The sequence below is a fragment of the Flavobacterium sp. 5 genome (genome assembly GCF_002813295.1).
In the GTDB taxonomy this organism is placed as follows: Bacteria; Bacteroidota; Bacteroidia; order Flavobacteriales; family Flavobacteriaceae; genus Flavobacterium.
This window is the reverse complement of sequence record NZ_PHUE01000001.1, coordinates 4,637,909-4,654,177: the sequence shown is the minus strand read 5'-3', so window position 1 is coordinate 4,654,177 and position 16,269 is coordinate 4,637,909. Positions and strand designations below refer to the sequence as shown.

Sequence of the window (16,269 nt, the reverse complement as noted above, 5' to 3'; positions counted from 1 at the left end):
ATATTATATTCTTAAAAATTAACAGTTTATACTGATATAAAATAAAATTTTATATATTTGATTATAAACATTTATTTTTTTAACATGACAAAATATGATTTTAATATTTTGAAAAATCAATAAAATAATATGTTTTACTTTAAAAATATCCTTTACCCAAATGGGATGTTTTTTTAGATTATGGTTTTTTATAAATCATAAAAGTAACCTACAGACAGAAAAAAATGACGAAATATTTTAAACTTTTAGTTTTATCAATATTCTTTTTGCCCAATGCTATAAAAGCTCAAACTAAAAAAATTGGGATTCCATTCATAACCAATTATAGTCCTAAAAGTTATAAAGCTGCGTCAGAGAATTGGGACGTTTTACAGGACTCCAAAGGCATGATGTTTTTTGCAAATCATTTTGGAATCATGCAGTTTGATGGTGTACGATGGAGCATTGTAACACAACCAAACAATAAAAGCATGGTTCGTTCTCTTGCCATCGATAAAAAAGACAAAATGTATGTTGGTGCTCAGGGAGATTTTGGTTATGTAGTTCAGTTATCAAATGGGCAATATAAATTTACTTCATTAGTGAACTTGCTTCCAATTTCTGAAAGAAATTTTGGAGATGTACTACATACAGTTATTCGCAATAATGAAGTACTTTTTTTTTCTAATGAAGCTATATTCATTTATAAAAATAACAAAATAAAAATAATAAAGTCTGATGCTAATTTTGATGAATTTTTTGAAGTCAATAAGGATATTTATGTTTCAGATAATACTAAAGGCTTATTAAAACTCAAAGATGATAGTTTAGTAGCAATTCCAAATAGTGGGCAATTTACCGGAATGAAGATTCAAAAGATTTTTGAAACTAAAAAAGGTTTAGTCCTTCTTACACAAAAAAACGGATTATTTATTTATTACAATAATCAACTAAAACCTTTTGTAACAGAAGTAGATTATTTATTGAAACAAAATCAAATCACTGCAGGGATTTTATTTTCTGATGGGTATTTAGGCATTGGGACTCGTCAGGCTGGACTGGTAATTTTAGATAGTGAAGGGAAATTGATTCAGCATATTAGTAAACAAATGGGTTTGCAGAACGAATATGTGACCAATCTTAAAGTTGATAAAGAAGGTAATTTATGGGTGACACTCAAGGAAGGCATTTCACTTATTCAAATTTCTTCGCCTTTGTCAAGGATATTAGATACATCAAATTCAGAAACCAAAATATATTGTAGTCAGATTTATCAGAACAAACTTTACATAGCAACTGATAATGGCTTATTTTGGCTCAATTGGGAAGCGTATAAAACCCAAAAAAAAGAAAACACACATTTTCAGCATGTTTTTGGAATGTCTGAAAATGTATGGAATACTGGTATTTTTGGTAATTCGCTTTTGGCTTTTGGAAAAAACGGAATATTCGAGATAAATGGTACTTCGGCTAAATTAATTGCCAAACCAGATGGTGTATGGCAAGGTGTTATTATCCCGAATAATCCCGAATTATTACTTGTTGGAGGCTATACCGGATTGTATTTATTAAAAAAAATAAATGGTTCTTGGGTATATCAAAATAAAATAAAAGGTTTTGAAGAGTGCAGTAGGATAATCGTAACCGATAATGATAATATATGGATTGCACATGGTTACAAAGGTATTTTTAAAATAAAACTCAATAAAACATTTGATGGCGTTTCAGACATTCAATTTTATAATAAAGAAAATGGTTTTCCTTCAAGCTTATTTTTAAATACTTTCAAAATAAACAATCAAATACTTTTTGGGACAACTAAAGGAGTTTACAATCAAGATAAAACTTCACATACAATGATTCCGAATACTCTTTATAAAAAGTACTTGGGAATAAACAATCACATTCGTTTGCTTAAAGAAGATAATCAAGGTAATGTTTGGTATATATCCGGAGAAAATACTGGAAAAATGAGTCAACAAAAGAATGGAAATTTAACTGTAGAAGAATTACCATTTAGAAAATTAATGTACTTATACGTCCCGGGTTTCGAAAATATTCAGACAACAACAAGCGGTGATGTGTTTTTTGGCACACAAGATGGCTTAATTCATTATAATAATACAAAAGGAAAAAAGTATAAAATCAATTACAAATCGGTTATTTCTGAGGTCAAATGTATTGTTCCAAAAGACAGTTTACTATTTTCGAACAGATATGATGTTCTTCCAACAATTTCAATAACCAAAAAACTTTCTCCAGTTTTATCATATGCGAATAATGCATTGCATTTTTCGTTCGCTTCTTTAAGTTATGATGAAGCAGATGCTACGAAATATGAATATTGGCTGGAAGGTTCTGAATCAAAGTGGTCAGACTGGAGCCTTCAGACAGAGAAAGAATACACAAACCTACCTGAAAATAAATATGTTTTTCATGTAAGAGCAAAAAATATATATGATACTATAAGTGAAGAAGCTGTTTTTAGATTTGAAATTTTACCACCCTGGTACCGAACTAACTGGGCTTATATTTTGTATTTATCGCTTTTTGGCTTTTTGATATACACTATTATTAAGTATCAAAAAAATCTCGCAGAACGCGAACGTAAGCAATTGATTTTAAATCAGGAAAAGGAATTATTGCAAAATCGTGCTGAATTGAATGAGCAGAAACTAGCATTAGAAAAGGAAAACATGGTCATAATGCGTGAAAACCTAGAAGCAACGATTAATCTTAAAAATGCTAAAGTTGCATCGAATACAGTAAATCTTATTCATTTAAATGAAATTCTGTTATCTATAAAAGAGCTTATCTCTGATATTAAAAAAGAAAATGATTCCGTTGTAAATTTGAGTTTGTTAACCAAAATAAATCGAATAATTGACCATGAACTACAAGGAGATCAGCATTGGAATGAATTTGAAGAAATCTTCAATCAAATTCATGATAATTTCATGCAACGTTTAAAAACCAGTTTCCCAGAATTAACTCCAAGAGATATGCGATTGTGTGCTTATCTACGAATGAATTTCAATACTAAAGAAATTGCGCCTCTTTTGGGAATTTCTGTAAGAGGTGTTGAAGATACCCGATATCGCATCCGAAAAAAACTACAACTGTCTTCTGAAGCAAATATTACAGAATTTATTCTTAATTTTTAAATTTAAATTATTTAAGCTTAATCCTACGTAAATTTACCTAATTTGATTACTATTTACTACTTTTTAGCCCTGTACCGTAGTCAAACCGTATAGCTAAATACGAGTCTTGGTTTGTTTGTTTGTTAATATTGTGCATTATTATTAAAAATGACAATTAATTTTTTACAAATTGATTTTTTATTTAGATAATAATATTAATTAACAAAAAAACAAAATAATGAAGCAAAAAAACATTTTCTTCGGACAACCACCGAAAAACAATTCCAATTTCTTGAAGAGGTTTATTATTATGACACTATTATTACTGTCGCCTTTTCTACATCTTTATTCACAATGTAATACACTTGTCTGGTCAGACGAATTTAACGGAACCTCAGTAGATGGAACAAAATGGCAAAGCATTAGCGGTAACGGTTGCCCTTCACTATGTGGTTTTGGAAATGGAGAAGCAGAACGTTATGATCCAAATCAGGCAACAATTGTTAAAGATGGGGCAAACAGTTATTTGAATATTGAAGCTAAATATGCTCCGAATGCTGCATTTCCGGACCAACCTTATTCATCTGCAAAACTAACAACTGAAGGCAAATATTCGATAAAATACGGAAGAATAGAAGCCCGTATGAAATTACCGTCAGGAATGGGTGCATGGCCAGCATTTTGGATGTTGCCAGCGGGCGTATCAAATTGGCCGTATACTGGTGAGATTGATATCATGGAAGCCAAACACAGAAATCCAAAATCTATAGATGGAACCATTCATTATGATGGCGGAGGTTATCATTATACTGGCAGAAGTTATGCTTCTCCAGTAGATTTATCAGCAGATTTTCACGTTTATGCTGTAGAATGGGGACCAGATAGTATTAAATGGTTTGTGGACGGGAATTTATTTCATACAGCAACTCCAAAAACTACTGTAAACGGCGGATGGCCTTTTAATGATAATAGCTTTTATATTATTCTGAATCTGGCTGTTGGTGGGGCAGGAACACCTTATACAAGTGTAAACGGAAGTGGAGTAGCACCAATTCCTGGTGATTTTCCAACAAAAATGCAAGTAGATTATGTTCGTGTCTATGACGGAAGTTATACTCATGGCGTACTAGGAGATGCAAAAGTATACAACAATGAAACTGGCAAAACGTATACTCTTAATGCGATCGCCGGAGCAATTTATAATTGGACAGTTCCGTCAGGAGCAACAATTACTTCCGGACAGGGGACCAATACAATTACTGTAAATTGGGGAACTACTGGCGGAGATGTTTCTGCTGTAGCAACAGTTTCTGGTTGCAACGCCACAACTTATAAATTGGCTGTAACTACAGAAGTACCATTGCCAGTAGAGAAAATTCACGAAGATTTCCAAAGCAATAGAAATGTTCTATATCCATTAAAAACTGGTGTTTTAACAGAAGCCGTTGCAAATCCATCGGCTACAGGCATAAACACATCTGCTTTGGTTGGGAAATATGTTCGAAACTCATCTGAATTATACGATGTTATCAATATTAAAAACTTAATCATTAAAAATGCTAATGATTATGTTTACGGAAGAAAAAAACTCTCTTTTGATATTTATACTTCTGCTCCCGTTGGAACTAAAATATCAATGCAACTTGAAAATAGTCTGGTAACAACAGCTACTAATTTTCCTTATGGAAGACATAGTGGTTACAAAGCAACTACAACTGTACAAAACAAATGGGAAACAATTGAATTTGAATTCGAAAAAGTAATCGATGCGAACACAAGTGCTTTGTCTATCAATAATGTAGTGTTCCTTTTTGAGTCAAACTCTAATTCTGGCACTACTTATTATTTTGATAATTTACAAACCAAAGCCGCTCCTGAAAAACCAATTATCGCCACAGATGTTCTTCAAAACTATGACGGCACCAATAGAATTATAAAAGGAACTGCAACGGGAACTTATTCTGTTGTGGCAAATCCAGGGTCTAATTCGGTTAACACTTCCGCAAATGTAGCGAAGTACGTTAGAAACTCATCAGAACAATATGATGTGTTGTTTTTTAATACACAAAGCACTATTGAAGATACTGGTTTATTGAAAAATCAGACCAATAAAATAATGATTGATGTCTATACTTCAGCTCCAATCGGAACAGTTGTGACTTTGAATTTGGAAAATAGCGCAACGTCTCTTCCTGCAAATTTCCCAACAGGAAGAAACAGTAATTATGTAGCTATAACAACCAAACAAAACCAATGGGAAACGCTTACATTTTATTATAACTCAAGTCCTGATGAAGGAACATCAAACCTGGCTGCAAACCAAATGGTGTTATTATTTAACTCAGGTTCCTATACAAGTGATACTTATTATTTTGATAATATCAGAATTGGATCTACTAAACTCCCAGACACTTATACACCTGGAACAGTTTACGAAGATTATCAAACAATACATACTATTACATTTAGAGATGCTAACGGAACTTATACAGCAAATGCTGCAAATCCAAATGCCAGCGGAATCAACACCTCTTCAAGCGTTGGTAAATACGTTAGAAAATCAACAGAACTATACGATAACTTCTCGTTCAATACGACAATAACAAATATTGGAGATTTCAAAAATGGTACTAAGAAATTTGCAATGGATGTTTATACTTCTGCGCCAGTTGGATCAATAATTACATGGCAGGCAGAAAGCAGTGCTTCGATTCCGTCAAATTATCCTGTTGGAAGACATAGTGTTTATCAGGCCGTTGTAAAACAAACCAATACATGGCATGCGCTAACATTTACTTACGCAAGTGCTCCAGATGCATCAACATTAGATAGTGAAGTTAATCGTTTTGTTTTCCTATTAGAACCGGGAACAAGCTCTGGAAACACTTATTATTTTGACAACCTTAGGAGTGTAAATTTAGTTTCTACTGAGAACCCAACAAACACTTTGCCATCACCTTGGATTAGCACAGATTTAGGTTCAGTTACACCTGCAGGAGAAGCTACATACTCTGGTGGAACTTTTACGGTAAAAGGATCGGGTGATGATATTTGGAATTCCAGCGATCAATTTCAATATGTAAATCAGCCAATAACTGGTGATGCCGAAATTATTGCAAAAGTAAATTCATTAACTAATACAAATACTTATGCTAAAGCGGGAATAATGTTCCGCGAAACACTTACTCCAACTTCTAAACATGCTATGACTGATGCAAGTGCTGGTGCTGGAATTGAGTTTTTATCGAGAGATGCAACTTCAGGAGCAACAATTTTTGAAGGCGTTGGCGGAGCTGCACCTAAATGGGTTCGTATAGTACGATCTGGAAATGTGTTTACCTCTTATTCTTCGGATAATGGAATGACTTGGACACAAATTGGTACACCAAGAACTATTGCAATGGCAAATACTATTTATGTTGGATTAGCTGTTACATCCCATGCAAATGGAACATTAGGAACAGGGGTTTTTAGTGATGTAGTGGTTAGAAATATTGTCGCAAACAACAATACTAATTTAGCATTAGCAAAAACAGCAGTAGCTTCTACAGAAGAAAATGCTACACTTAGTGCCGGAAAATCTACAGATGGGGATTCTGGAACAAGATGGGCAAGTTCTTTTGCAAATGCAACAGAATGGGTTTATGTTGATTTAGGAAGTAATTATAACATTAACCGAGTTGTATTGAAATGGGAGGCAGCTTTTGCAACTCAATATAAAGTACAAATTTCAACAGATGCTACTTTCACAGAAAATGAAACTGTAAATACACAAACAGCCAGTGATGGAGGAACAGATGATTTAACAGTAAGTGGAACAGGAAGATATATCCGAGTTTTATGTACAACAAAAGCTTTGGCTCCTTATGGATATTCATTGTATGAGATCGAAGCTTACGGATCTGCCTCAACTGCCAAACAAGTATTAACATCTAAAGGAGTGGCTCCTGAAACAGAAGTGACAGATTTAGCAATTTATCCAAATCCTGCAGGCGATTATATTGAGCTTTCAGTATCTGGTAAATTAACTAATAAAGAAGTTACAATTTATGATTTAACAGGCAATCTGGTAATGAAAAACAGAATTAATACTACGTCCGATGAAACCATTATTGATATCAGCCGACTTTCAAAAGGAGTTTATATTCTGAATTTTAGTTCTGATGAAAAAAACGTAGCTAAAAAGCTGATTAAAAAATAATTATAAATCCGTTGGGTGTAATTAAATTAAAATGAATGTCCCCAACTCCAACATACCGGAGTTTCCATTTTAAATATTACCTACATTATTACACCTGACGGATTAATATAAATCATCGTTTCAAAATGATTTTACGTTTCAAAATTTTATTTAGTAACCAAAAACCTTTTATATATGAAAAAAAACAGACTTACAAGAACCTCTTTATTGATCACACTTTTCTTGGTGTTTTCGAATTTGATGCATGGACAAGGAGCAATTCCTTTTACCATAAGTAATACTTCAACATATAATGACAACGAACTATATGTAGCCATTGTTGGGATTGATTACAATACAGGAAATCATGTTTGGGTAGACGCTAAAACTAGTCAGGTATTACCAATGAGTTCTTCTTATAATACGGTAACCGGGCCAACAATTGGAGGAAATACAGGACCTGGGCAAAACTCAAAATATGCAAATTGCTTTACAAAACTAAGTGATATCCCTAATAAGACATTTACTTTGCCGCAAATTGCAGGATGTAGAGTTTTTATATCAAGAGGACAGCAGTTGTATTTTTATTTCTTTGGTGCAAGTGGTGCTCCTTCAGGTTATACTTCACCAAATCCGTTAAATGCAACAGATCCTAATCAAGGAATATTGTATGAAATAATTGAACTTACTAATAATCAATACGGTTTTTTCGGAAATCCTTCAAGGGTTGATTCCTATAAATACCCAATGGGGCTTGAATTATTTGGTGCAAACGGATATCAAAAACGAGTGGGTGAATTAAAAAAGCATGCTGATATTATTGCTGCTTTCAAAGCCAATGTACCAGCAGAATTTCAAGGTTGTGTTAATAATACAACAGGTGAAATTACTGCGCCATCAAAAACACCTGCTTTCGCAGATGGAACAGGAGGGACTATTGTTGGGCCTCAGGCTAATTATTTAAAATCTTATATTGATGCAATTTGGAATAAATACAAAAATGAAGATTTAATATTTTATGCCGGAGATGCTGGAGTTTTTAAAGGAAGAGTAATTGGAGAACAACTAGAAATGGTTGGACAATCAGGAGGTTTTGTAGGTCGCACAGGTCGTGTACAATATAGACCATCAACTCAAGAAGCACTTGAAGGAAAAGGTGTTTTAGACAGAAGATTGGTTGATGGAGATTTGGATCTTGTAGTTCAGGCGCAATTAACTGCAGCAATAAACAGACATGTTGTAAATGTTACAACTACAAATCCTGGTCAGCAAAATTGGTATGATGCATCAAAATTCTACCAAGTAAATCCAACAAATCATTATTCTAAATTTTGGCATTTGCCAGGAATAAGTGTAGATAATCTGGCTTACGGTTTTGCTTATGATGATGTAGCAGACCAATCGCCATCTCTTCATACGCCTCAACCGACCAAAGTAATTGCAAGTTTTGGAGGATATGGAGGAACCGTTCCTTCTGTGCCTGCTTCTACAGATGTAATTACCGCTTATAAAGATTGTAACTACACGGGTTTTTCAGGAGGATTAACTATTGGTGATTACAATTTAGCGCGTTTAAATACGCTTGGAATTTTAAATGATGATATTTCTTCGCTTAAAGTTACACAAGGTTTTCAGGCTATTTTGTATCAGGATGATAATTTCACAGGAGCTTCAACAGTAATTAATTCTGATAATTCTTGTCTAAATTCAACCTGGAATGATAAAGTAACTTCTGTTCGAATAATTGCAAATGGAACTACAACTTTAGGAAATGTAACGTACTATCTACAAAACAGAAACAGCGGACTAAACATGGATGTCTGGGGTGCCAGCACAGCCAACGGAGCCAATGTTGCTCAGGGAACGCCGAATACAAATGCTAATCAAAAATTTACGTTCACGCATTTAGGCGATGGAATGTATAAAATTATAGCTAGTCATAGTGGATTATCATTAGATGTAAATGGATTTAATAAGGCAAATGGAGCTAATGTAGAGCAATATCCATACAATGCAACTACAAACCAACAATTCGTTTTAGTTTCAACTGGTGACGGGTTTTATAAAATTGTTGCCCGCCATAGCGGAAGAATCGTAGAAGTTTCAGGAGCTAGCACAGTAAACGGTGCAAATGTTCAGCAATGGGATAATAACAATCAAACTTGTGGACAATGGAAATTGATTCCAGTTACGACTTCACAAACATCAGTTTTAATTCAGGCGGAAGATTACTCATCCATGAGCGGAATTCAAGTTGAAGCTACTACCGATACTGGCGGAGGTTCAAATGTTGGTTATACTGAAACAGGAGACTGGATGGCGTATAACAATATTAATTTTCCAACAACTGGTTCTTATTTAATCGAATACAGAGTAGCGAGTGCTGTAACTGGAGGTAAACTATCTTCTGATTTAAATGCAGGAGCAATCCAATTAGGTAATGTAGATATTCCTAATACCGGAGGGTGGCAAAACTGGCAAACAGTATCTCAAACGGTAAATGTAAACGCAGGTACTTACAATTTTGGGATTTATATTCAGAATACTGGAATGAATATCAACTGGATTAAAATTACAAAAGTTAGTACAGCAAAAACGGCTTCAGTTAAAACAATATTAGAAGAAGAACCTGTTGCTACTGAATTGAGCGTTTATCCAAACCCGGCAGATAATACACTTTTTGTAACAACTGTTGCAAGTGGAGATAAAATTAGTATTGCAGATCAAACAGGAACAATAGTTTCTGAACAGAAAATCAGCAATAACAGTATTGATGTATCTAATCTGAGAACCGGAATTTATTTTGTGATTTTCGAAAAAGACGGTATTAAAACGGTGAAACGTTTTATCAAAAAATAATTTCAGAATAAGTAAAAGCCTTGAGCATTTCGATTGAGAACTGCTTGAGGTTTTTATTATCAATACAATTTTAAATCCTACTGTTAAATTAACTATTGAAAATGAATATTATGAAATACAACTACAGAAGAATACAACTGAAATGGACCATCATTTTAGTTCTTGGAGTTTTTAATCTTTCGATTGCCCAGAAAAAAGTAATTGCTTATATCCCCAATTGGATAGATCTTAATGCGTTTTCGAGCGGCATTCAATATAGCAAATTAACACACATTAATATCGCGTTTGAAAACCCAGATGCAAACGGATATTTGACTTTTAATTCCGGAAGTAATACTATTATTAATGCGGCACATGCGCAAAATGTAAAAGTTTTTGTTTCTCTGGGAGGAGGTTCTGTATCTGAAGGCGGCGCAATTCGCGACAATTATTTCAATCTGATTACGCCTGGAAACAGAACGGCCTTTGTTCAAAAAATCTACGATTATGTTGTAGCACACAACTTCGATGGAGTAGATGTCGATTTGGAGGGGCCAGCCATTAATGGAGATTACGGTGGATTTGTAATTGCTTTGGCTAACAAATTACATGCTAATGGCAAACTAATCTCTGCAGCACTTTCAGAAGGATATGGTGGAGCCAATGTACCTTCATCTACTTTTGCCACTTATGACTGGATCAATATCATGGCTTATGATGCAACTGGTCCTTGGGCACCGGGAAATCCGGGACAACATTCTCCTTACAGTATGGCGGTTAACCAGTTTAATTACTGGACAGGAAGGGGATTACCTGCAAGCAAAGCAATAATTGGTCTTCCTTTTTACGGATATGGTTTTGGTGCTTCTGCTAATCAGGGAATTTCTTATGCCAATATCGTAAATCAATATCCCGGTGCTGAAAATCTCGATCAGGTTGGAAATACAATTTATTATAACGGAATTCCAACTATTAAGGCTAAAACTACTTTTGCTATTCAAAATGCAGGAGGTGTTATGATTTGGGAACTTTCTCAGGATGCTGTTGGTTCTAAATCATTATTAACAGCCGTGAATCAAGTTATCACTGGAAGTCAGCCGCCGGCAACAGGAACTTTAATACAAGCTGAAAATTACTCTACAATGAACGGTGTTCAGACTGAAGCTACAACTGATACGGGCGGAGGTTTAAATGTAGGGTATGCTGATACAGGCGATTGGATGGCCTACTACAATATTAATTTCCCAACTTCAGGTTCTTATGTAATTGAATACAGAGTAGCAAGTGCGGTTAACGGAGCAAAATTATCATCTGATTTAAGTGCCGGAACCATTCAGCTTGGTGCTGTTAATATTCCTAATACTGGAGGATGGCAAAATTGGCAGACAGTATCTCAAACCGTAAATGTTAACGCTGGAACCTATAATTTTGGAATCTACATACAAAGTTCCGGAGTTAATTTAAACTGGTTCCGTATCACAAAATCAGGCTCGGCTTTAACTGCAAAATCAGGCTCGGCTTTAACTGCAAAATCAGCTTCTACAGCAAAAACAGTTGAAATTCCAAGTTTATCGATATCACCAAACCCGACTGAAAGTACACTTTCCTTTAATGCTGAAATTTCGGGTGCAAGCGTGACTGTTATAAATTCTGCAGACGGCTCTACTATTTCTACACAAACAGTAAATAACAATACTATTGATGTTTCAAGCTTAAAAAGCGGAATCTATCTAATTTTAGTAGAAAAAGACGGAGTTAAAACAGTAAGACGTTTTATTAAAAAATAACCTTTTCAAAAGCACTATTTTTTCTTTGTTCCGACTAGGGAAGATTGTGCTTTTGTATTAATTCTTTACTCACAAACCCCAGATAAATAATGAAAAACAATTATAAATTTAAGCTAAGTTTACTGCTATTTATTGCTTTTAGCAGCTTTGCGGTTGCGCAGACTTCTTTAGGTTCGAGTAAAACATTTATGAACAATTTAAAGAAAGAAATGGTCAATTCTGCGACTTCAAAAAGTACAGAAAAAACAGTAGCCCTTTTGGTTTCTAATTCAAAAACCTTTAATGGAAAAATAAATTTTAAAGAATCAAAAGCATCAAGCGAGTTTTTGATTGGAGAAATTAAAAATATTGCAGAATCTTCTTTTTATATCAAGGTAATGGATAAATCTTTGGAAGGTCATATCATTTTAAAAAAATCCAAAGAAGCGTATAAATATTATTCTGATGCGCAAGGAAATGCCTATGTAGAAAAAATAGACATCAATAAATTGATTTGTATTGACTACAAAAACGTTCCTCTAATCGCAAACAAAACAACTTCTAAAGCTGCTGTTGCTGCAATTGCACCAGCTTTATTGAACTTACAAAGTTTACCGGGTGCTGCAGGATGTGTAATGTTGGATTTCGATGGTTATAATATGCCGGCAGGAAATCTTTGGAATAACGGTAACCCAATTAATGCAGCGGCTTCTGGTATGAGTGATGCTGCGGTACAACAACATTGGGAAGTAGTTTCTGAAGATTACAGACCTTTTAATGTAAATGTTACAACAAGCGAAGCTGTTTTTAATTCTTATCCAAGAAACAGAAGAATGCGTGTTGTAGTTACACCAACCAATACTGCTGCTCCTGGTGCAGGTGGTGTAGCTTATATTGGTTCTTTCAATTGGGATAATGATGTTCCGTGTTGGGTATTTATTACTTCAGGTAAATCCGGAGGAGATGCTTCGGCACACGAGGTTGGGCATACTTTTGATCTTGGACACGACGGTCGTACCAATCCTGCAGAAGATTATTTTGTTGGTCTGGATGGAACTTCTTGGGCTCCAATTATGGGTGCAGGATATTACAGACCTGTTGTACAATGGAGTAAGGGAGAATACAATTATGCAAACAACAAACAAGATGATGTTGAAACTATTGCGAGTGCAAAATTTGGTGTAGGCTACAGAGGCGATGATTATGGAAATACTACTGCTTCTGCCACTACTTTAGATTATAATGGAAGCGGATCCATCAATCAGAAAAATGGGATTATTTCAAGCGAAGCTGATTATGACTTTTTTACATTTACAACTGGTGGAGGAAATGTTTCTATTAATGCCAATACGGTTGCCAGTGATGGAAATCTTCATCTATTAATACGATTATATAATTCTGCAGGAGCAGAAATGGGAACGTATTGGAATTCTGATCCATTTGCTTTAAACGCTTCTATGAATGTGAATTTGCCGGCAGGTAAATATTTTATTGGTGTTGATGGAAACGGAGCGGGAAGTGCTGCTTCCGGGGGATATTCTGCTTATGGTTCTATCGGAAGCTATTCTATTACAGGGACAATTCCGCCTGGAGGAAATATTGCTTCTTCAACAGATGTAATTACTGCTTATAAAGATTGTAATTATGCTGGTTTTTCCGCAGGATTGACAATTGGAGATTATAATCTGGCACGACTGAATTCTTTAGGAATTTTAAATGATGATATTTCTTCACTTCGAATTACTCAAGGATTTCAGGCTATTTTGTATCAGGATGATAATTTCACTGGAGCTTCAACAGTAATTAATTCAGATAATTCATGTTTGAATGCTACCTGGAATGACAAAGTAAGTTCGATTCGTATACTTGCAAACGGAGTTACTACTTTAGGAAATCAGACCTTCTTTTTACAAAACAGGAACAGCGGTTTAAACATGGATGTTTGGAACGCAAGTTTGTCAAATGGAGCCAATATTGCACAGGGAACTGTTAATACAGGAAATAATCAGAAGTTTACTTTTACTCATTTAGGTGATGGATTGTATAAAATTATTGCTAATCACAGCGGACTATCGTTGGATGTAAATGGTTTTAATAAAGCAAACGGTACCAACGTAGAGCAATATCCGTATAACGGAACTACAAACCAACAGTTTATTCTGGTAGCTACAGGCGACGGATTTTATAAAATTGTTGCCCGTCACAGCGGAAGAATCGTTGAGGTTGCAGGAGCAAGTACAGCAAATGGCGGAAATATTCAACAATGGGACAATAACAATCAGACTTGCGGTCAATGGAAGTTAATTTCGACAACTGTAGCACAGACTTCAACGTTGATTCAGGCAGAAGATTATTCAGCTATGAACGGAATTCAGGTTGAATCTACAACTGATACAGGAGGAGGTTCAAATGTAGGTTATACAGAAACAGGTGATTGGCTGGCATATAACAATATTAATTTCCCAGCTTCTGGTTCTTATACGATTGAATACAGAGTAGCAAGTGCTGTAGCGGGTGGTAAATTATCATCTGATTTGAATGCAGGAACAATTCAATTAGGGAATGTAGATATTCCGAATACTGGAGGGTGGCAAAATTGGCAAACGGTATCACAAACAGTAAATGTAAACGCTGGCACCTATAATTTTGGAATTTATATTCAAAATACTGGAATGAACATCAACTGGATTAAAATCACAAAAGTTGGTGCTGGTTCAACTGTAATAACGGCTCTGGCAAAAACAACTAATAAAGAAGCAGTTACCACAGAATTAAGCATATATCCGAGTCCGGCAGAAAGCACCCTTTATGTTACAACTGAGGTAAGTGATGAAAGAGTTAGTATTGTAGATTCTCAATCAGGAGCAGTAGTTTCTGAACAGAAAATCAATAATAGCAGTATTGATGTCTCACGCCTTAGAACCGGAATTTATCTTGTGGTTTTTGAAAGAGACGGAAAGAAAATAGTCAAACGTTTTATTAAAAAATAATTTTTTTAAATAATTAAAAGCCCTGAACATTCCAATAGAGAGTTGCTCAGGGCTTTATTTTGTCGTAATAATTAGCTATTAAAATAAATAGTAAAATCATGCATTATCAAACTACAAATAGGAATGGCATAACTACAAGCCAGATTGTGACATTTATAACAGATTAATCCACCATACAAATCACAAAAGCAGTTTTATCATCCTCATTTTTTCTATACGCCAAATACCCTCCGTGAGCCTCCATTATACTTTTGGACAACGTTAATCCAATTCCGGCTCCTTCTTTGCGAGTGGTGAAAAACGGTAGGAATATTTTATTTTCTATTTCTTTTTCGATGCCATTTCCATTATCTTCAATCCTAATTAAAGTTCTTTTTTCTTTGACATCTGCCGAAATGATTATTTGTTTCTTTACGGTATCTTTTAAAGCATATATACAATTCGTTAAAAGATTAATCATTACTTGTTCCATTTGTTGCTGGTCAATATGTAACCAACGATCAAATGAAATAGTATTTATGATTTCAATTTGCTCCTTTTTAAACATTGGCATCATGATTTGAAAGCTATTTTCAATCAATTGCGATAATTGTATTTTTTCTTTTTTGGGAGAAGGCAACATGGCAAGTTTACGGTAGCTTTCTACAAATTGTTGTAAATGGTCACTTCGTCTCAACATGGCTGCAATACTGCTTTTCATGTCATCCAAATCCTCAGTTGATATCGTTTCCTGTTGCATCAAATCCTGTAGATTTTGAGAGAGGGAACGAATAGGGGTAATCGAATTTAACAGCTCGTGAGAAATCACCTTCATTAGATTTATCCATGCTTCTTTCTCTTTTTTCTCAATTACATTTTGAATAGAATCTAATAATACAATAAAATAATCCTGATTATAAATGGCACTTCTTGAAGTCTGCATCACAAATGTCTGTGTGTCCTGCTCATTTACTCTAATCTCTAATGATGTTTTAATTTCCTGAAAATCCTGTTCTTCAATAATTTTACATAAAGAAGGCAACTGATTTTTTAGATATTTCCATTTGGTAACTTTTGGAACATCAAAATGTTTAGAAAAATAATCATTCATCATAAAAACATTCCATTCATTTTCCTCCTTTTGAAGAATGATAATTCCTGTTCCAATAGTATTTAAAATAGAACGGTAAACAATGTCTTTTGAAACTTCGTCATTTTGTTTGTTTTTTAGATTTTCATATAAGTGAAATAAATCAGTATAGTTTTTATAGGATTTGTGTCTAGAGAAATCGGATGTAAAATCATTTCTTAATATAGAAGCAATTGTTTTATCATAAAGTGAGAAAGCATTTTTGAGATAAAAATACATTTCCATAATAAGTATAACAATAATA

Annotated in this window: 6 protein-coding genes; 5 read left to right on the top strand and 1 reads right to left on the bottom strand. The window is 34.3% G+C overall.

The features are described 5' to 3' along the window. Positions 1 to 224 precede the first annotated feature (224 nt). From CLU82_RS19395 to CLU82_RS20890, 5 genes are all read left to right on the top strand, one after another. Positions 225 to 3,143: a triple tyrosine motif-containing protein gene (locus CLU82_RS19395; protein WP_100844655.1), complete on the top strand. Its 2,919-nt coding sequence runs from the start codon at positions 225 to 227 to the stop codon at positions 3,141 to 3,143. A 217-nt stretch (positions 3,144 to 3,360) separates the two neighbouring features. Continuing rightward, positions 3,361 to 7,323 (top strand): family 16 glycosylhydrolase, encoded by a 3,963-nt coding sequence (locus tag CLU82_RS19390; RefSeq protein WP_100844654.1) that lies wholly within the window; start codon positions 3,361 to 3,363, stop codon positions 7,321 to 7,323. A 174-nt stretch (positions 7,324 to 7,497) separates the two neighbouring features. Next, positions 7,498 to 10,161, top strand: coding sequence for a beta-1,3-glucanase family protein (locus CLU82_RS19385; RefSeq protein WP_100844653.1), 2,664 nt, complete (start codon positions 7,498 to 7,500; stop codon positions 10,159 to 10,161). A 110-nt stretch (positions 10,162 to 10,271) separates the two neighbouring features. Continuing rightward, positions 10,272 to 11,927, top strand: a complete 1,656-nt coding sequence (locus tag CLU82_RS19380) for a glycosyl hydrolase family 18 protein (RefSeq protein ID WP_100845086.1) — start codon at positions 10,272 to 10,274, stop codon at positions 11,925 to 11,927. Positions 11,928 to 12,115: 188 nt separating this feature from the next. Then, the gene (locus CLU82_RS20890; RefSeq protein ID WP_232735278.1) at positions 12,116 to 14,896 is read left to right on the top strand and encodes an RICIN domain-containing protein; all 2,781 of its coding nucleotides are present in this window, start codon (positions 12,116 to 12,118) and stop codon (positions 14,894 to 14,896) included. Between the two features lie 163 nt (positions 14,897 to 15,059). Here CLU82_RS20890 and CLU82_RS19370 read toward each other — a convergent pair whose 3' ends face one another. Further along, a complete protein-coding gene (locus CLU82_RS19370; RefSeq protein WP_232735277.1) occupies positions 15,060 to 16,250 on the bottom strand; it encodes a PAS domain-containing sensor histidine kinase in 1,191 nt (396 codons plus the stop codon). Between the last annotated feature and the right edge of the window lie 19 nt (positions 16,251 to 16,269).

Coding starts and splice junctions, on each gene's coding strand:
- CLU82_RS19395 (WP_100844655.1), top strand. CDS start 225: ATGACGAAATATTTTAAACTTTTAGTTTTATCAATATTCTTTTTGCCC.
- CLU82_RS19390 (WP_100844654.1), top strand. CDS start 3,361: ATGAAGCAAAAAAACATTTTCTTCGGACAACCACCGAAAAACAATTCC.
- CLU82_RS19385 (WP_100844653.1), top strand. CDS start 7,498: ATGAAAAAAAACAGACTTACAAGAACCTCTTTATTGATCACACTTTTC.
- CLU82_RS19380 (WP_100845086.1), top strand. CDS start 10,272: ATGAAATACAACTACAGAAGAATACAACTGAAATGGACCATCATTTTA.
- CLU82_RS20890 (WP_232735278.1), top strand. CDS start 12,116: ATGAACAATTTAAAGAAAGAAATGGTCAATTCTGCGACTTCAAAAAGT.
- CLU82_RS19370 (WP_232735277.1), bottom strand. CDS start 16,250: ATGGAAATGTATTTTTATCTCAAAAATGCTTTCTCACTTTATGATAAA.